Source organism: Nocardia sp. NPDC050718, assembly GCF_040654235.1.
Taxonomy (GTDB): Bacteria; Actinomycetota; Actinomycetes; order Mycobacteriales; family Mycobacteriaceae; genus Nocardia.
The window spans coordinates 1,941,027-1,960,426 of the sequence record NZ_JBFAHQ010000001.1 but is presented as its reverse complement, the minus strand read 5'-3'; the positions used below and the strand labels follow the sequence as shown (position 1 = coordinate 1,960,426).

Annotated in this window: 7 protein-coding genes; all 7 read left to right on the top strand. The window is 71.4% G+C overall.

Annotated elements, in window-relative coordinates:
- Window positions 1-170 precede the first annotated feature (170 nt).
- The 7 genes from AB0H54_RS08870 to AB0H54_RS08840 all read left to right on the top strand — a co-directional run bounded on the left by AB0H54_RS08870 (window position 171) and on the right by AB0H54_RS08840 (window position 19,372).
- On the top strand, window positions 171-974 hold the full coding sequence (locus tag AB0H54_RS08870) for a VOC family protein (protein ID WP_355282195.1): 804 nt from the start codon (window positions 171-173) through the stop codon (window positions 972-974).
- 96 nt (window positions 975-1,070) lie between these two features.
- Complete coding sequence (locus tag AB0H54_RS08865; RefSeq protein WP_357343929.1) at window positions 1,071-2,813, top strand: PQQ-binding-like beta-propeller repeat protein; 1,743 nt, start codon at window positions 1,071-1,073, stop codon at window positions 2,811-2,813.
- 182 nt (window positions 2,814-2,995) lie between these two features.
- Window positions 2,996-3,421: a hypothetical protein gene (locus AB0H54_RS08860; protein ID WP_357343927.1), complete on the top strand. Its 426-nt coding sequence runs from the start codon at window positions 2,996-2,998 to the stop codon at window positions 3,419-3,421.
- 144 nt (window positions 3,422-3,565) lie between these two features.
- Entirely contained in the window at window positions 3,566-16,735 is a 13,170-nt protein-coding gene (locus AB0H54_RS08855; protein ID WP_357343925.1) for an amino acid adenylation domain-containing protein, read from the top strand.
- Entirely contained in the window at window positions 16,732-17,739 is a 1,008-nt protein-coding gene (locus tag AB0H54_RS08850; RefSeq protein WP_357343923.1) for an ATP-binding cassette domain-containing protein, read from the top strand. The genes AB0H54_RS08855 and AB0H54_RS08850 overlap by 4 nt, the downstream gene beginning before the upstream one ends.
- Window positions 17,736-18,554: an ABC transporter permease gene (locus AB0H54_RS08845; RefSeq protein WP_355282209.1), complete on the top strand. Its 819-nt coding sequence runs from the start codon at window positions 17,736-17,738 to the stop codon at window positions 18,552-18,554. The genes AB0H54_RS08850 and AB0H54_RS08845 overlap by 4 nt, the downstream gene beginning before the upstream one ends.
- Entirely contained in the window at window positions 18,554-19,372 is an 819-nt protein-coding gene (locus AB0H54_RS08840) for an ABC transporter permease (RefSeq protein WP_357343921.1), read from the top strand. The genes AB0H54_RS08845 and AB0H54_RS08840 overlap by 1 nt, the downstream gene beginning before the upstream one ends.
- Window positions 19,373-19,400: the final 28 nt, after the last annotated feature.

Here is a 19,400-nt window from a genome sequence, read left to right as displayed (position 1 = left end):
GGCCGACGGCGTGTCGGCCCCGCGCCGTTCTCGATCTTCCTCCGCAGGTCGCGCGGGTGCAACGGTTGTCGGCGATGACTTTTCGGGTGTCGCGGCGTCATGATCGATGACGGTGGGCACGCCCCGCCACCGTCTCTGTCGAGCCAGTACCCCACAGCCGAGGAGTCGCCATGTCCATCGCCCAGCAACCCGGTGATCCCACCTGGGTCGATCTCTACACCGCCGATCTCGACCGCGCCATCGCCTTCTACGGCGAGCTGTTCGGCTGGACCGCCGAACGCGGCGGCGAGGAATTCGGCGGCTACACCACCCTGCGCAAGGACGGCAAGGCCGTCGCGGGCGCGATGAGCCGGGTCCCCGACGCCGGTGACCCGTACCCCGACCGCTGGACCGTCTACCTGGCCTCGGCCGACGCCGCGGCGACCACGGCGAAGGCGAGCGCCGCGGGCGGCAACATCTTCGTCGAGCCGATGGCGGTCGGCGAGCTCGGCACGATGGCGGTGCTCGCCGACGTCGGCGGCGTCGGCGTCGGTGTCTGGCAGGCAGGCGAGTTCCCCGGTTTCGAGGCGATCGGCGATGTCGCCGACGGCGTCTGGAGCAACCACGACGGCGTCCCGTCCTGGTTCGAGCTGATGACCCGCGCCTACGACTCCTCGCTGACCTTCTACCGCGACGTCTTCGGCTGGCGCGACACCTTCGTCGTGGCCGACTCCCCCGAGTTCCGCTACACCACCCTGCACGCGACCTCGCCGATGCGCGGCGGCGTCATGGACGCCACCGGCCACCTCCCCGAGGGCATCCCCGGCGCGTGGACGGCCTACTTCGGCGCCGACGACGTCGACAAGACCGCCGAACTGGCCACGACCCTCGGCGGCGCGATCGTCTTCGAGCCGATGGACACCCCCTACGGCCGCCTGGCCGGGCTCACCGACCCCACCGGAGCCCACTTCAGCATCGGCGGCAACGCGCGCTGAGCGGGTGGCGGCGCGTTTTCCGCGCCGCCACCGCGGGCGCTAGTCTCGATCCGGCACCTGGTGGGGGTGCCGGATCGATTCTCATCCGGGGGGAACATGTCCGACGATCAGTCCACCGTGCCCGCGCGCTCGCCCTGGCCGGTCCTGGCGGGTCTGGCCGGTGCCGTGCTGGTCGCCGGGGGTATCGCGCTGGCGCTCTACAGCCAGTTCGCCGCCGCGCCGATTCCGGTGCCGTCCGACGACTACGCCGAGACCGGCGACTTCCCCCGCCGTCTCGTCCTGGGAGCCCTGGTCTTCGCGGGCGCGGTGGTGCTGCTCGGGCTGGTCGTGCTGGTCCGGAGACGACGCGGCGACGAGCGCGCCGCGGATTTCACCGCGGGTGGTGTGCTCGCGCTGCTGGCGGTGCTGATCGGCGGTGTCGTGTTCGCGGTGACCGCGCACATCCCGTCCACGTATGAGCGGTTGACCTCGGTCTTCGTCGTCACGCCACGGGTGCCCGCCGCGATCGCCGGGCTTGTCCTCGTCCTCCTCGGCGCGGTGCTGATCTTCGTCCTGGTCGCGACACCGACCGCCCCGGTGCCCGGGCGCTCGGCGCTCGCCGTGGCCCTGGTGGTCGGCATCGTGCCGGTGCTCGGCGCCGCCGGGGTCGCACTCCGGCTGGGTGACGATTCGTCCTCGATCGATCACGTCACCACCGATCCCGGCTCGGACACCGCCGCACCCGCCGCGCTGGGGCCGGAGAAGTTCCGCTTCCGGCTCCCGTTCTCGCGCTTTCCGGAGGACACTCGAATCGTCTTCACCGGAACCGGATTCGTCGTCTCGACCAGGGACGGTGTCACGTCGTACGACGGCGTGACAGGTGCCGAACGCTGGCACTACCGGCGCCTCGGCGTCCGATCCGACAACGTGGGGAACCTGCCGCAGAAGACCATGGCGGTCCGCGGCGAGAATGTCGTGCTGACCTACTGGGAGAAGCGCGGCTGGATGGCCTTCGACTCCGTCACCGGCGATAAACTCTGGACGGAAACGGCCTTCACCCGCGACTCGGACTTCACAGTTCGCGGACATCTGCTCGCCACCACCACCGCTCGCGGGACGGTGACCCGGTACGACGCGAGGACCGGCCGCAGCCAGTGGACCACCCCTGCCGAGACGGCCGGATGCACCGCTACCAGTCAGCGCGTCGTCGCGACGGTGACCGCCATCTACCGAGCCGCCACCTGCGGCACCGGAGACACGGCCACGGTGGCCGTCACCGTGTTCGATCCGCAATCCGGAGAGGTCCGCGACAAGCGCAGTTTTCCCACGCCATACGTGCGATCGTCCGGCTCGCCCCAGGTTCGCGTGCTCGACAGCGGCTTCGTCTGGATCACCTGCGTCCAGGACGGCGCGGACACCGAGCTCTTCCTGCCACCGAATGCCGCCCTGACATCGACCATCGTCGATTCGAGCCGCACGGACGTCGAGGTGCGCGCCGCGGACAACGATGCCCTGATCAGCTCCCGTCACCCGGACGGGTACCCGCTGCCCGATCGATGGGAAGTCCTGTCGGCGGCCGACGGCGCCGGGTCCACCGAACTCGACATGTCACTGCTCGACAGGGGAGCGCGATACCCCGCCGCGGCCGCGCTGCTCGCCGACCAGGTCATCATGCTCACCTCGGACGACAGCTACACCCTCCGAACATGGGACCGGCAGACCGGCCGCGCGGGATCGGTGGTGCCGATCAGCGTGGCACCGGAAACCAGGTCCGTGCGGTTGACCACCGCCGCGGGTTCCCTGCTGCTGATCGCAAGCGATAACGAAAACCGCGACATCGAGGTCATCGGCTTCGGCTGACCTCCCGACCCCCGGTGGCGGCAACGAGCACGCCCACCACCGGGTTCACCCACCTTGGGGTGGTAAACCCGCCCCCTGGGAGGCCGCTCCCCAACGCTGGGGTCGCTGTCGGAGACCCCGCCCGGCGACGACAGTAGAGGTGTACCGAAAAGCACCTCCTACCAGCGCCAAGGGGACCCACGATGAGCACGATGACCACCACCGCGATCGCCGACAACGTCATCCAGCTGCCCCGTCGGCAGGCCACCCCGATCGCCACCGATGGTCATCTCGCCGATGCCGATCTGGATCGCTGGGCCAACCGGCTGGCGCGCCTGCTGCTGGGCCGCGGCGCCACCGCGGGCGCCCGGATCGCCCTGGCGGTCGACGCCGCGACCGAGGCGATCGTCGCCGAGGCGGCGGTGCGCAAGATCGGCGCCGTCCCCGTCGCCGTCGCCGACGACGAGTTCGTCTTCGGCGCCTATCTCGGCATCACCACCCGGTCCGACCGGCCCGAACTGACCGACGTCGTCGACTGGCTGGTCCTCGACGATCGCTCGACCCTGCAGCGCTATCTGGTCAGCTCCGACGCGCCGCTGTCCACCGCCGATCTGCGCGCTGTCTCCTGAACCCATTCCGGTCTGGTCCTCGCAGGTCCAGAATGGATCAGAGCGCAGTACGCAGCGGCGGGTACTACCTCAGGAGGTAGTACCCGCCGGTCGGGGACACACAGGTGAATACCGAGCTCCAGACATGAGAACGCAGGTCCGCTCATGACCCAGCCTTCCGAGAGTGCCTTCCCGCTGTCCGCGGCCCAGCGCGGTATCTGGTTCGCCCAGCACATCGCGGGTGACACCCCCATCTCCATCGCCCAATACGTCGAGTTGAGTGGTCCCGTCGACCACGATCTGCTGGTGCGGGTCGTGCGGCAGACCGGTCGCGAGTTCGGCACCGGCTATCTGCGCCTGATCGACATCGACGGACAACCCCATCAGCTCGTCGACCTCTCCCTCGACGAGGAGATGGCCGAGCTGGATCTGCGCGCCGAGCCCGATCCGGTCGCGGCCGCGCACGCGTGGATGCGCGCCGAGTACGCCGCGCCCCTGGACGTGATGCGCGACCGCCTGGTCCGGCTGGCCATGATCCGGGTCGCCGACGACCGCTGGTTCTGGTACTCGCGGATGCACCACATCGTGCTGGACGGGATGGGCGCGCTGGCCCTGGTGCAGCGCACCGGCGAGCTGTACAACGCCGCTGTCGAGGGCAGGGAGGCGCCGCCGGCCAAGGCCGAGCCGCTGCAGAAGATCGTCGAGGCCGATCTGGCCTACCGCACCTCGGACCGGTTCAGCGCGGACCGCGAGTACTGGCGCGAGCACCTGGCCGCGATGGCGGACCCGGTGAATCTGGCGGGCCGCGACGCCGAGGTCGACGGCCACCCCAACCGGGTCTCCGGCGCGCTGCCGACCGAGACCGCCGCCCTGCTGGATTCCGTTGCCGCCGCCGTGAATTCGGGCGTCGCGCCGACGGTGGTCGCCGCGTTCGGCGCCTATCTGGCCGCGATGACCGGTGCGCCGGAAGTGGTGCTGAGCCTGCCGGTGTCGGCCCGGACCTCCGCGACGCTGCGCCGCTCCGGCGGCATGCTCGCCAATGTCGTCCCGCTGCGGGTCACCCTGGACCCGACGACGACCGTCGGCGCGGCGATCCTCGCCGTGCAGGGTGAGCTGACCGGCGCGCTGCGCCGCCAGCGCTACCGCCAGGAGGACATCGTCCGTGATCTCGGCTGGGCGATGGACGAGGCCACCTCGTTCGGCCCGGCCGTGAATCTGATGATGGTCGACACCAGGATCGCGCTCGGCCCGGTCGTCGGGCGGCTGCACGTGCTCACCTCCGGCCTGATCGACGACCTGTTCGTCAACCTGTATCCGGGCGTCGGCGGCGAGAGCACCCACATCGACCTCCAGGGCAACGGCAACCTGTACAGCGAGGCCGACCTGGCGGCGCATCACGCGCGCTTCCTGCGGTTCCTGCACCGGTTCCTGGTCGCCGGACCCGAGGCGCCGCTGTCGGCGGTGCCGGTCCTCTCGCCCGCCGAGGAGGCCGTCTCGGTGCCCGCGCGCGGGCCGGCCGGGGTCGACATCCGCACGCTGCCGGAGATCCTGGCGGCGGGCGCCGCGCTCGACCCGGACGCGGTGGCCCTGCGCTGGGGCACCGACGAGACGCTGACCTACCGCGCGGTCGACGACTACACCAACCGGCTGGCCCGGGTCCTGATCGCCGCCGGAGCGGGCCCCGAACACGGTGTCGCCCTGTCGATTCCGCGCTCGGCGGACTCGGTGCTGGCGACTATCGCGGTGGCCAAGACGGGCGCGCCGTTCGTCCCGATCGATCCCACCTATCCGGCCGACCGGATCGAGCACATGGTCGACGACAGCGGCGTGGTCAGCGGGCTGACCGTCGCCCAGGCACGGAAATCGCTGCCGGACCGGGTCGACTGGCTCACCCTCGACGACGAGACCACCCTCGCGCGGATCGCCGCGCAGGACGCCGGGCCGATCGGCGATGCCGAGCGCCGCGCCCCGGTGCGGCCGGATCAGGTCGCCTACATCATCTACACCTCCGGTTCGACCGGTCTGCCCAAGGGCGTGCTCGTCTCGCATCGCGGCCTGGCCAATCTGGTCGCGAGCTCGGGCGCCGGGTTCGGGGTCGACGCCGCCGCCGTGGTCGCCCATGCGGTCTCGCCGAGCTTCGACATCTCCGTGGAGGAGATCCTGGTGACGCTGGCGGCGGGCGCGAGCCTGGCGGTGGTGCCGCCCTCGGCGTACGCGGGCGAGGACATGGCGCAGGTGCTGCGCGCGCACCGGGTGACCCATCTCAATGTCACCCCGGCCGTCGTCGGCTCGCTCGATCCGGCGACCCTGCCCGACCTGCGCACGATCGTCGTCGGCGGCGACGCGTGCCCGCCGGAGCTGGTGGCCAAGTGGGCGGGCCGCACGCTGCTCAACGGCTACGGCCCCACCGAGACCACCGTGACGACCACCCTCACCGGTCCCCTCGTCCCCGACGCGCCGGTGACGATCGGCAGCCTGGTGCGCGGGGTGACCGGCCTGGTGCTCGATCCCTGGCTGCGTCCGGTCCCGGCGGGCACCGTCGGCGAGCTGTATCTCGCCGGCCCCGGCGTCGCCCGCGGCTACCACCGGCGCACCGGGCTGACGGCGAGCCGGTTCGTCGCGAATCCGCACGCGCCAGGGGAACGGATGTACCGGACCGGCGATCTGGTGCGCTGGCACGACGACGACGGCCGGTTCGTGCTGGAGTACCAGGGCCGCAGCGACTTCCAGGTGAAGGTGCGCGGCTTCCGGATCGAGCTCGGCGAGATCGACGCCGCGCTGCAACGGCTGCCCGAGATCGATTTCGCGCTCACCCTCGGCGTCGAGACCGCGGCGGGCGCGACCGCCCTGGTGTCCTATGTGACCACCGAACCCGGTGCCGAGGTCCATCCCGAGGCCGTGAAAGCGGCGGTCGGCGAGAGCCTTCCGGCGTACATGGTGCCCTCGGTCGTCATGGTGCTCGACCGGGTCCCGCTCACACCGCTGGGCAAGGTGGATCGCAAGGCGCTGCCCGCACCGGATTTCACCGCGCGCGCCGTCGCCAGCCGGGCGCCGTCGACCCCGCGCGAGGAAGCGCTCGCCGCCCTGTTCGCCGAGGTGCTCGGCCTGGAATCGGTCGGCGTCGACGACAGTTTCTTCGCGCTGGGCGGAGACAGCATCGTCTCCATCCAGCTGGTGTCGCGGGCGAAGGCCGCCGGTATCGCGTTCAGTGCGCGGGATGTGTTCGAGCGCAAGACCGTCGCCGCGCTGGCCGCGGTGGCGGCCGACACCGAGGTGCACGTGGTGCACGAATTGCCCGGTGGCGGTGTCGGTCCGGTGGCGCTCACGCCGATCGTGCGCGCGATGGTCGAGCACGGTGACCCCTGGGGCCGGTACGGCCAGGCGGTGCTGATCGGCCTGCCCGACGGCATCGACCGCGCGGCACTAGCGACGGCGGTGCAAGCGCTGCTCGATCACCACGATCTGCTCCGGTCGACGCTGCGCGGCACGCCTGAGGGCTGGGAATGGGTTGTCGCCGAACCGGGTTCGGTGACGGCCGACCCGCTGATCGATGTGGTCGGGGCCGACACCGAGGACGCCGTCGACCGCGCCCTCGCCGACGCCGCGGACCGGCTCGATCCCACCGTCGGCGCGGTCGCCCGGTTCGTGCTGCTCGAACGCGACGCGGCTCCCCCACTGTGCTGGCTGGTCCTGCACCACCTGGTCACCGACGGCGTCTCCTGGCGCATCCTGCTGCCGGACCTGGCGACCGCCGCCTTCGGCGGCACGCTCGAGCCGGTCGGTACCTCCTTCCGCCGCTGGGCGCACAGCCAGGCCGACGATGCCGCGGCCCGCGCCGGCGAACTGCCGGGCTGGCAGCGCGTCCTGGCGATGCCGGACCCGTCGTTCGCCACCGCGCCGATCTCCTTCGATCCGGCCGTCGACGTCGTCGCCACCATGGCGCAGCGGCTGAGTACGGTGCCGCCGGAGCTGGCGCACGCCGTCCTCACCACCGTGCCCGAGCGATTCCACTGCGGCGCCGACGATGTCCTGCTCGCCGCCCTGACGATGGCGGTGTGCCGCTGGCGCGACCGCACCGGCGCGCTGCTGACCCTGGAGGGCCACGGCCGCGACGAGTCGCTGCTGCCCGGCGCCGATGTCGCGCGCACGGTCGGCTGGTTCACCAGCGTGTACCCGGTCGCCGTCGATCTGGCCGGCATCGATCTCGCCGACGCCTTCGCCGGTGGCCCGGCGGCCGGGTCCGCGATCAAGGCCACCAAGGAACAGCTGCGGTCGCTGCCCGATCGCGGTGTCGGCTACGGCCTGCTGCGGTACCTGAACAGCGACACCGCCGCCGCGCTCGCCGACGCCCCGACACCCCAGCTGAGCTTCAACTATCTCGGCCGCGCGGTGACCGGCGACGATCCGTGGATGCCGCGCCGGTTCGCCGCCACCAACGACGACCGGGCCCCGCTGGCCGCCGTCGTCGACATCAACGCCGTGCTGACCGACGCCGGGCTCGAGGTCACCTGGGCCTATGCGAGCAGACTGCTCGACGAGCACGCCGTCGACGCACTGGCCGAGCTGTGGACCGCCGCGCTGCGCGCGCTCGCCGACCACGCGCGCTCCGACGGCGCCGGTGGCCGCACCCCGTCGGACTTCGCGCTGGTCACCGTCGATCAGCCGCAGATCGAGCGCTGGGAACAGGCCTATCCGAATCTCGCCGATGTGTGGCCGCTCTCGCCGCTCCAGTACGGCCTGCTCTTCCATGCCCTCTACGACTCCGACACCGCCGACGGCTACACGGTGCAGTCGATGCTCACCCTGTCCGGGACGGTCGACACCACCCGCCTGCGCGCCGCGGCCCAGGCCCTCGTCGACCGGCACGAGAACCTGCGGGTGGCGTTCGTCGAGACCGACGACGGCCCGCGTCAGCTGGTCCTCGCCGACGCCGAGATCCACTGGGCCGACATCGATCTCACCGATGTCGCCGACGACGCGGAACGCACCCGCGAACTCGACCGGATCATCGCCCTCGACGCGCTGACCCGCTTCGACCTCACCCGTCCCCCGCTGATCCGCTTCACCCTGGTCACCACCACGCCCGGCCACTTCCGGCTGATCATGACCAATCACCACCTGGTGCTCGACGGCTGGTCGACGCCGCTGCTGGTGCGGGAACTGCTGGCGCTCTACGTCACCGCGGGCAATCCGTCGGTGCTGCCGCCCGCCCGCTCCTACCGTGACTTCCTGGCCTGGCTCGCCGACCAGGACACCGACGCCTCGCTCGCCGCCTGGCAGCAGTCGCTCGCCGGGATCGACACCCCGACGCGCGCGGTCCCCACCCTGGCCGGGATCGCCTCACCGGAGACCGCGATGGTCACCCGCGAGCTGTCCGCCGCGACGGTCGCCGAGCTCGAAGGCGCGGCCCGCGAGGCGGGCGCGACGGTGAACACCCTGGTGCAGACCAGCTGGTCGCTGCTGCTGGCCATGCTCACCGGCCGCACCGACGTGGTGTTCGGCAGCACGGTGTCGGGACGGCCGCCGGAGCTGCCCGGCGTCGAGGAGATGGTCGGGCTGTTCATCAACACCGTCCCGGTGCGGGTGACCCTCGACCCCGCCGAGAAGGTGTCCGATCTGCTGGCCCGGGTGCAGGCCGAACAGGCGCGGCTGATGGACCATCAGCACGTCGGCCTCGCCGCGATCCACCGCGCGGTCGGGCTGGCCGAATTGTTCGACACCCTCACCGTTTTCGAGTCCTACCCGATCGACCGGGAGGCGCTGTCGCAGGCGCTGGACATCGCGGGGATGCGGGTGCTCGACGTCGAGGGCACCGACGCGACGCCGTATCCGCTCAATCTCATGGTGATCCCGCTGCGCGGCGAGCAGGGCGCGGGTGACGCGCTGCGGATCTCGGTGAAGTTCATGGCCGATCAGCTCGACGCCACCGCGGCGCAGTCGCTGCTTGACCGGTTCGTCCGGCTGCTCGGTCAGCTCGCCGCGCATCCGCACGATCTGGTGTCGCAGGTGCAGTACTGCGACGACACCGAACTGGCGCGGCTGGCGCCGGTCCGCGGGCTGCCCTCTGTGCCGATGCGGACGATGCCCGAGATCCTGACCGCGGGCGCGCGCATCGATCCCGACGCCGTCGCGGTCAGCGCGGGCGAGTTGCGGATGAGCTACCGCGACCTGGATTCCTGGTCCAACCGGTTCGCCCGGGTGCTACTGGGCCGCGGGGTCGGCCCCGAGGTGTTCGTGGTGCTCGCGCTCACCCGGTCGCTGGAATCGGTGGTGGCCGTGTGGGCGCTGGCCAAGACCGGCGCGGCCTTCGTCCCGCTGGACCCGAGCTATCCGGTGGAGCGGATCGAGCACATGCTCGAGGACTCGAAGGCGCCGATCGGCGTCACCGTCACCGCGACCGGTGAGACACTGCCCGGCACCATCGACTGGCTGCTGCTCGACGACCTGAACACGCTGCGCCGGGTGATGCTGGTCTCCGACGCGCCGATCACCGACGCCGAGCGCGGCGGCCCGATCGACATCGACCACACCGCCTACCTGATCTACACCTCCGGCTCCACCGGCAAGCCGAAGGCGGTGCTGCTCAGTCATCGCGGCATCGCGAATCTCACCACCGCGCAACGGGAAACACTGGCGCTGGACCCGACGGCGAGCGCGCTGCAGGTCGCCTCGCCCAGCTTCGACGCCTCGGTCTTCGAGATGCTCACCGCGCACTCGGCGGGCGGGCGGCTCGTGGTCTCGCCGCCGGAGGTGTACGGCGGCGGCGAACTCGAACAGCTGCTGCGGGCCGAGCGGGTCACCCATGCGGTGATCACCCCGTCGGCGCTGGCCACCATGGAACCGGCCGAACTCACCGATCTGCGGGTGCTCTCGGTCGCCGGTGAGGCCGCCACCCCCGAGCTGATCGAGAAGTGGTCGGCCGGACGCCGGATGGTGAACCTGTACGGCCCCACCGAGTTCAGCATCTGGGCCACCGGTCCCGCCGAACTCGTCGCGGGCGAGCCGATCACCATCGGCGGACCGATCCGGGGTGCCGCGGTGGTCGTGCTGGACGGCTGGTTGCGGCCGGTGCCGGTGGGTATCGCGGGCGAGCTGTACCTGGCGGGGCCTGCGCTGGCGCGCGGCTATTTCAACCGGTTCGAGATGACCGCGAGCCGGTTCGTCGCCGACCCGTACGGCGCGCCCGGTGACCGCATGTACCGCACCGGCGACATGGTCCGCTGGGTGGTCGAGGACGGCGCGCTCGCCCTGGAGTACCTGGGGCGCAGCGATTTCCAGGTGAAGATCCGTGGCCTGCGGATCGAGCTCGGTGAGATCGACGCGGTGCTCTCACGCGACGAGGAGATCGAGTACGCGGTGACCATCGGGCGCGCCGGACCGGCGGGGGCGACCGTGCTGGTGTCGTATGTACTGCCCGCACCCGGCGTCGACCTCGAGACCGAACGGGTGCGCGCGGCCGTCGCGGCGGAACTGCCGGGGTACATGGTGCCCGCGTATGTCGTCGTGCTCGACGAGATTCCGCTCACGCCCGTGGGCAAGCTGGATCGCAAGGCATTGCCGGTGCCGGACTTCGCGGCGGCCCAGCGCCCGTACCTCGCGCCACGGACGGCGACCGAGGCGGCGGTGGCCGCGGTGTTCGCGGAGGTGATCGGAGCCGAGCAGGTGAGCGTCGACCAGTCGTTCTTCGAGCTCGGCGGCAACTCGCTGAGCGCGACCAAGGTTGTCGCCCGGGTGAACTCGGCGCTGGGTTCCACCATCGCCCTGCGCGATCTGTTCGACGCGCCGACCGTGGCACAGCTGGCGTCCCGCGTGGTCCCCGCCGCCGCGGGCGGTCCCGGCCGCCCGGCGCTGGCCGCGCGGGTGCGCCCCGACCGGGTCCCGCTCTCGCCGGCGCAGCAGCGAATGTGGGTGCTCAACCAGCTCGACCCCGGCTCGGCCGCCTACAACATCGCGATCGCCCTGCGGCTCACCGGCGACCTGGACATCGAGGCACTGCGCCTGGCGCTCACCGATGTGATCGCGCGGCAGGAGAGCCTGCGTACCCGCTATCCGGCCGATACCGAGGGGCCGCGTCAGGTGGTCGTCGGGATCGACGCCGCCACCCCGCCCATGCCGGTGCTCGACACCGAGGACGGTGCGCCACTGCGTGCGCGGATCACCGAGCTGGCGGGCACCGGGTTCGATCTCACCAGGGAAGCGCCCCTGCGCGTCGGGCTGTTCCGGCTGGTCGGCGACGCGGTCCCCGTGCACGTCGTCGTCCTGGTGGTGCACCACATCAGCGCCGACGGCGCGTCGATGGCCCCGCTCGCGAGTGACCTGGTGGCCGCCTACTCGGCGCGGGTGGCGGGCGCGGCACCGACCCGGGCCCCGCTCACCGTGCAGTACGCCGACTTCGCGCTGTGGCATCGCGAACTCCTCGGCAGCGCGACCGACCCGGAATCCGTGGCCGCGCGGCAGATCCGGTACTGGGCCGACACCCTCGCCGGCGCACCGGACGCCCTGGAACTGCCCACCGACCGGCCGCGCCCCGCGGTGCAGACGATGCGCAGCGCCGACCTCGCCTTCGCGATCGACGAGCAGGTGCACCGCACGCTGGTCGAGGCCGCGGCGAACGGCAATGTCAGCGTCTTCATGATCGTGCACGCCGCGCTCGCGGTGCTGCTCGCGCGGTTGAGCGGGACCGGCGATGTCGTCGTCGGCACTCCCGTCGCCGGACGCGGCGAGGCGGCGCTGGACGACCTCGTCGGCATGTTCGTCAACACCCTGGCGCTGCGCACGCCGATCGACCCCGGCGCGAGCTTCCGCCAGGTACTGGCCGAGGTCCGCACCACCGATCTCGACGCGTTCGCCCACGCCGATGTGCCTTTCGAACAGCTCGTCCAGTCGCTCGACCCCACCCGCTCGACCGCCCACCACCCGATCTTCCAGGTGTCGCTGTCGTTGCAGAACTTCGTCGAGCCGGTGCTGGAACTGGCCGGAGTGCGGTTCGAGGTCGAGGATTTCGACCGCGACGCCTCGGCCTTCGATCTCACCCTCGATCTGCGCGAGCGATTCACCGACACCGGACCCGCCGGTCTCGACGGCGTACTCACCTACGCGACCGACCTGTTCGACGCGGGCACGGTCGCCGCGTTCGTGACCCGCTGGCAACGCGTCCTCACGGCCGTGCTCGCCGACCTCGACATCCGGGTCGCCGATATCGACCTGCTCGACGCGGGCGAACGCGCGGAACTGATTCCGGTCCGCGGCCCCGCCACCGCGGGCACCGTCACGCTGCCCCGGTTGCTCGCCGACACCGCCGCGGCCTACCCCGACCATCCCGCCCTCGTCGCCGGGACCACGACCACCTATCGCGCGCTCGACGCCCACTCGAACCAGCTGGCCCGCCTGCTGATCGACGCGGGCGCAGGCGCCGAAACCGTTGTCGCCCTGGGCCTGCCCCGCTGCGCCGAGTTGCACACGGGCATCTGGGCGGCCGCGAAGGCCGGTGCCGCGTTCCTGCCGGTCGACCCGAAGCATCCGGTCGAGCGCATCGACCACATGCTCACCGACTCCGGTGCCCGCGTCGGGCTCACGCTCACCGCGTACCGCGCGAGCCTGCCGGACACCACCCGCTGGCTGGTCCTCGACGACCCGGATATCGTCGCCCGGCTGCGCGCCGCCGACGACGCCGCGCTCACCGCCGACGAGCTCCCCGCACCGATCCGGCCGGAGAATCCGGCCTGGATGATCTACACCTCCGGGTCCACCGGAACGCCCAAGGGCGTCACCGTCACCCATCGCGGCCTGGCCGATCTGGTGGCGGCCCAGCGCGCCGATCTCGGCCTGGACGACCGGTCCCGGGTCCTCCAGGTCGCCTCGCCGAGTTTCGACGCGTCGATCTTCGAGGCGTTGATGGCGTTCGGCTGCGGCGGCGCTTCGGTGATCGCGCCGCCCGAGGTCTTCGGTGGCGCGCCGCTGGCCGAGCTGATCGCCGCCGAGGCGGTCACGCACATGGTGATCACGCCGTCCGCGCTGGCCACCATCGATCCCGCCGAGGTGTCGAGCGTGCGGGTGCTCGCGGTGGCGGGCGAGGCGATCGGCCCCGATCTGGTCGGGCGCTGGTGCGGCGGAGCCACCGGACGGCGCATGGTGAATCTGTACGGTCCGACCGAATACACCATCTGGGCAACGGGTTCCGCGCCGCTGTCCACCACCGCGCCGGTCACCATCGGCACGCCGATCCGGGGGGCGGCCGTGCTGGTGCTCGACGACCGGTTGCGGCCGGTGCCGGTCGGCGTCGCCGGTGAGCTGTATCTGACCGGCACCGCCACCGCGCGGTGCTACCACGCCCGCCCCGGCCTGACCGCCGCCCGTTTCGTCGCCGACCCCTACGGCGCGCCCGGCGAAGTCCTGTACCGCACGGGCGATCTGGTGCGCTGGATCATCCCGCCGGAGCTCGGCTTGACGCTGGAATACCTGGGCCGCACCGACTTCCAGGTGAAGGTACGCGGTCAGCGCATCGAGCTCGGGGAGATCGACGCGGTACTCGGCGGCATCGACGGCGTCGATCTCGCGGTGACACTGGGTGTTCCCGGTCCCACCGGGGCGACGGCGCTGGCGGCCTACCTGGTCCGCATGCCCGGCGCCGATCTCGATCTGGCGCGCGTGCGGGCCGTCGCCGCCGACAGCCTGCCCGCCTATATGGTGCCCGCCGCCTTCGTCGTCCTCGACGCCATCCCGGTCAACGCCGTCGGCAAGCTCGATCGCAAGGCCCTGCCGGACCCGGTGTTCGTCACCGAGGAGGCGCCGTACCTGGCGCCGAGCACACCCACCGAACACGTGCTGGCGGAGGTCTACGCCGAACTGCTCGGCCGCGACCAGGTGGGCGTCGACGATTCGTTCTTCGCCCTCGGCGGTGACAGCATCCTGGCGATCCAGCTGGTCACACAGGCGAAACTGCGTGGCGTGCACTGCACACCGCTGCAGGTGTTCGAGCATCGCACCGTCGCGGCGCTGGCCGCGGCCGTCGACGCCGCGGGCGCGGTGGAGGCGCTCGAGGAGCTGCCCGGCGGTGGGGTCGGCGACCTGCCGCTGACCCCGATCGTCCGGTACATGATCGAGCGCGGCGGCGATTTCGACCGCTTCGCCCAGACCGCGGTGCTGGAACTGCCCGTCGGCATCGAGCGCTCGGCGCTCGTCGCCACGCTCACCGCCGTCATCGACCGGCACGACATGCTGCGCGCGCGGCTGTGGTCCGACGAGGACGGCTGGCAGCTGCGGGTGGCCGAACCGGGCACGATCGAGGTGGATGCCCTGGTGCACCGCACCGAGATCGACGCCGCGGCCGAACCGACCGAACTGCGCGAGGACGTGCGCAGCGAGCTCGACTCCGCGCTGAACCGGCTCGATCCCGCCGACGGCGTCGTGCTCCAGTTCGTCTGGCTCGATCCGGTCGGCGCGGCGGGCTCGCGCACCCGGCCCGGCCGGCTGATCGTGGTGGCCCACCACCTCGCCATCGACAGCGTGTCGTGGCGAATCCTGGTGCAGGACTTGATCGGTGCCTGGGCCCAGGTGTCGGCGGGCGCGACACCGGTGCTCGCGGAGACCGGGACCTCGATGCGGCGCTGGTCCTATGCGCTGACCGAGGCCGCGCACTCCGACCGGCGCCGCGCCGAGCTCGGCTACTGGCGCGACATCGTCGACGGCCCCGACCCGCTGCTGGGCACCAGGCACCTCGATCCCGCCGTCGACCAGGCCCACACCGTGCGCCGCGTCGACCTCGAGGTCGACGAAGACGTCACGACCGCACTGCTCACCACACTGCCCGGCCTGTTCCACGGCGGTGTCACCGACGCGCTGTTCGCCACCCTCGCCCTGGCGCTGGTGCGCTGGCGGGCCCGGCGCGGGGTGGACGAGAAGTCCGCGCTGCTGCGGCTGGAAGGCCATGGCAGGCAGGAGGAAGTCGTGCCCGGCGCCGACCTGTCCCGCACGATCGGCTGGTTCACCAACCTGTACCCGGTCCGGCTCGGACTGGCCGAGATCGATATCGACGACGCGTTCGCCGGCGGCCCGGCGATGGGTGCGGCCATCCGCGCGGTCAAACACGAACTGCTGTCGGTGCCGGACAAGGGCATCGGGTTCGGGCTGCTGCGCTACCTGAATCCCGACACCGCGGCGGAGCTGCCCGCACGGCTGCCCGGCCAGATCTGCGTCAACTATCTCGGCAGGCACACCGCCGCCGAGATCCCGGCCGGGCTGGAAGGTCTCGGCTGGCTGCCCACCGACGAGTTCGGCGATCTGGATGTCGGCGAACACGCCACGGTCCCGGTCATGGCTGCCATCGACATCAACGCCATGGTGCTCGGCGATCGGCTGCGCGCCGACTTCGGTTATCCCGCCGAGCTACTCGACCGCGACGACGTCGCCGAGCTGGCCCAGCTGTGGACGGAGGCGCTGGCCGCGGCCGCGCGCTTCGCGGAATCCCCGGCAGCCGAACGCGCGTCCGCCGAGGAAGCCGCGGCGATGCTCGCGGCGGTCGAACCCGCGGGCGCCGGATCGACCGGGCTCGGGCTCGACGTTCTGCTGCCGATCCGCCTCGGCGGCGACAAACCCGCGCTGTTCTGCGTCCACTCGTCCTCCGGAATGTCGTGGAGCTACCTGGGATTCGCCGAGCGGCTGCGACCGGGCCGACCGATCTACGGCCTCCAGGCGCCCGATCTCAGCGGCCGCGAACCCTCGGCCCGGTCCATCGAGGAATTCGCGCGGCGGTATGTGCGCGAGATCCGCGCGGTCCAGCCGCACGGCCCGTACCACCTGCTCGGCTGGTCCTTCGGCGGACTGATCGCGCACGCCATGGCGGTGCAACTGGCCGAGGCGGGCGAGCGGGTCGGCGTGGTGGCGCTGCTGGACACCGACACCGCCGATATAGACGGTGACACCATCGAGCGGCTCACGCCGGGCGCGTTCATCAACACCTTCGGCTCGATCTTCGGGATCGACAACGTGCCCGCCGAGGCCACCGCGCAGGAGGCCGCCGAGCTCATCACCGCGAAACTCGGCGGCGTCGAACTCGTCGACGCGGCCACCATCGAGCGGATGGCGGGCTCCTACAACGCCTCCGCCGGCACCAGAACCGGCTACCAGCGCCCGGTCTACGACGGCGACGTCCTCTATTTCACCGCCGCGGTCGACCCCGGCGAATGGATGGGCCCCGACGGCTGGCGCCCCTACGTGACCGGCTCGATCGTCGCCCACGACGTCGAGACCACGCACGACGAGCTGACCAATCCCCTCGCACTGTCGGTGATCTCGCCGGTGCTGGATGACCACATGGAAGCAGGAGACCGGACATGAGCGTCGCACCGAGCCCCACCCTCACCTCCACCGGCGGCGGCGTTGTCGTCGAAGGGATCGAGAAGTCCTTCGGCGAGGTCGACGCGCTGCGCGGCGTCGACTTCGTGGCCGCGCCCGGCGAGGTGCTCGGCATCCTCGGTCCCAACGGCGCGGGCAAGACGACGATGGTGAACGTCTTGTCCACGCTCATCACGCCCGATCGCGGGCGGGCCGTGGTCGCCGGGCACGACGTCGTCGCCGACCCGGCCGCGGTGCGCCGATCGATCATGCTGACCGGGCAGTACGCCGCGCTCGACGACATGCTCAGTGGCTACGAGAACCTCGTCATGTTCGGCAGATTGATGGGGCTGCGCAAACCGGCGGCCCGCGCCAGGGCCAGGGAGCTGATCACCGAGTTCGACCTGGAGGGCGCCGCGAACCGGCGGGTCGGCACCTACTCCGGCGGCATGCGGCGGCGCATCGACATCGCCTGCGGGCTGGTGGTCCGGCCGGATGTGGTGTTCCTCGACGAGCCGACCACCGGTCTGGATCCCCGCAGCCGCCAGGGCGTCTGGGACCTGGTGCGCAGCTTCAAGACCGCGGGCATCACCACCCTGCTCACCACCCAGTACCTGGAGGAAGCCGACGCGCTCAGCGACCAGATCATCGTCATCGACCACGGCGTGGTGATCGCCTCCGGCACCGCCGACGAGCTCAAACACCGCACCGGTGGCAGCTATTGCGAAGTGGTGCCGCTGGACCTGGAGGAGATGCCCGCCATCGTCGCCGCGCTCGGCTCGCTGCTGCCCGCCGAGAACCTGGCCGCGCTGACCCCGGAATCCGACCGGATCACCATCCCGGCCCCCGACGGCGCCAAGACCCTCGCCGAGGCACTGCGCCGCCTCGACGACGCCGAGGTCGAGCTCGTCGACATCGCGCTGCGCCGCCCCTCGCTCGACGATGTGTTCCTCCAGCTCACCGGTCACCTCGCCACGACCGAGACGGCGCAGGAGGCCGTGTCGTGACCGCCACCACCTGGCGCACGGACTTCCGCGCCGCCCCGGACACAGTGCAGCAGTGGTGGGTGCTGACCACCCGGTTGATCGTGCCCTCGGTCAAGACCGGCGAGGTGCTGGCCTCGGTGGTCGCGCCTGCGGCCTTCACCGCGAGCTTCTACATCCCGCTCAAGACGGTGATGATGTTCTCCGGCAACGGGTTCAGCAGCTACGCGCAGTACATGATGCCGCTGGTGATCCTGCAGGCCGCCGCGTTCACCGCCATCTCGGCGGCATTCCGCTCGGCCACCGACGCCGTGGCCGGGCTCAACCGCCGGTTCGGCGCGATGCCGCTGCGTCCGCTGGTGCCGGTGGCGGCGCGGATGTCGGCCAACATCTTCCGGCTGCTGATCTCACTGGCCGCGGCCGTCGCGTCCGGATACGTGATCGGTTTCCGCTTCCGGCTCGACGCCGCGCACACCCTGGGGTTCCTGGCGTTCTCGCTGCTCATCGGGATCGCGTTCACGCTGGGCGCCGATGTCATCGGGACGGTGTCCAAGAGTCCCGAGGCCACCACCCAGGCACTGGTGTTGCCGCCGTTGATCTTCGGCATGCTCTCGACCGGGCTCGCGCCGGCCAGCCAGTTCCCCGAGTGGATCCAGTGGTTCGTCCGCAATCAGCCGGTCTCGCAGTTCGCGACCGTCCTGCGCGCGCTGGCCGGGGACACCGCGGGGAACGCGGGCACGGTCAGCTGGTCGCTGATGCTCCCGTCGCTGCTGTGGCTGGCGGCGATCCTGCTGATCTGTACCCCACTGGCCATCCGGCTGAGTTCGAGGAGGGCGTGATGGCGCTGCTTGCCGCTCGTACCGAGCAGTCAACCGCGGGTTCGGAGACCTCGCCGGGCGCGCTGGTCCGGCACACCCTGATCCAGACCCAGCGCCTGCTGCTGCGCTGGGCCCGCAACCCGGTCACCCTGCTGGAGACCCTGCTCATCCCGTGCCTGCTGCTGATCATGCTCGACATCGTCGTCGGCGGGCAGATCCAGAAGTTCACCGGCGACGACGCGCTCTACGGCTCGGTGCCGATGGTCGCCATCGTCGGCGCGCTCTCCGGTGCCGTGGCCAGCGGAGTCATGCTCGGGCGCGAACGCGACGCCGGTCTGCTCGCGCGGTTCTGGGTGCTGCCGGTGCACCGGGCCTCGGGGATCGCCTCGCGCGTCCTCGCCGAGGGCTGCCGGATCGTGCTCGGCACCATCGCCGTGGTGCTCGTCGGCATGCTGCTCGGCTTCCGCTTCCATCAGGGTCTGCTGGCCGCGGTCGTGTTCCTGCTGATCCCGGTGCTCTTCGGCCTCGCCTTCGCCACCATCGTCACCGCGATCGCCGTCTACACCGCGAAAGCCACGCTGGTCGAGGGCATCACCATCCTCACCTCGCTGATGATGTTCTTCAGCACCGGCTTCGTCCCGCTGATCGCGTTCCCGACCTGGATCCAGCCGATCGTGCGCAACCAGCCCATGTCGGTCGCCGTCGACGCCATGCGCGGACTGGCCGATCACGGGCCCATCGCCCGGCCGCTGACGCTGACCCTGGTGTGGTGTCTCGGCGCGATCGTGCTGTTCGCGGTCCCGGCCGCGATCGGGTTCCGGCGCGCCAGCCGACGCTGACTCCGGCCCGCGAACCCGCGGCGCCGGG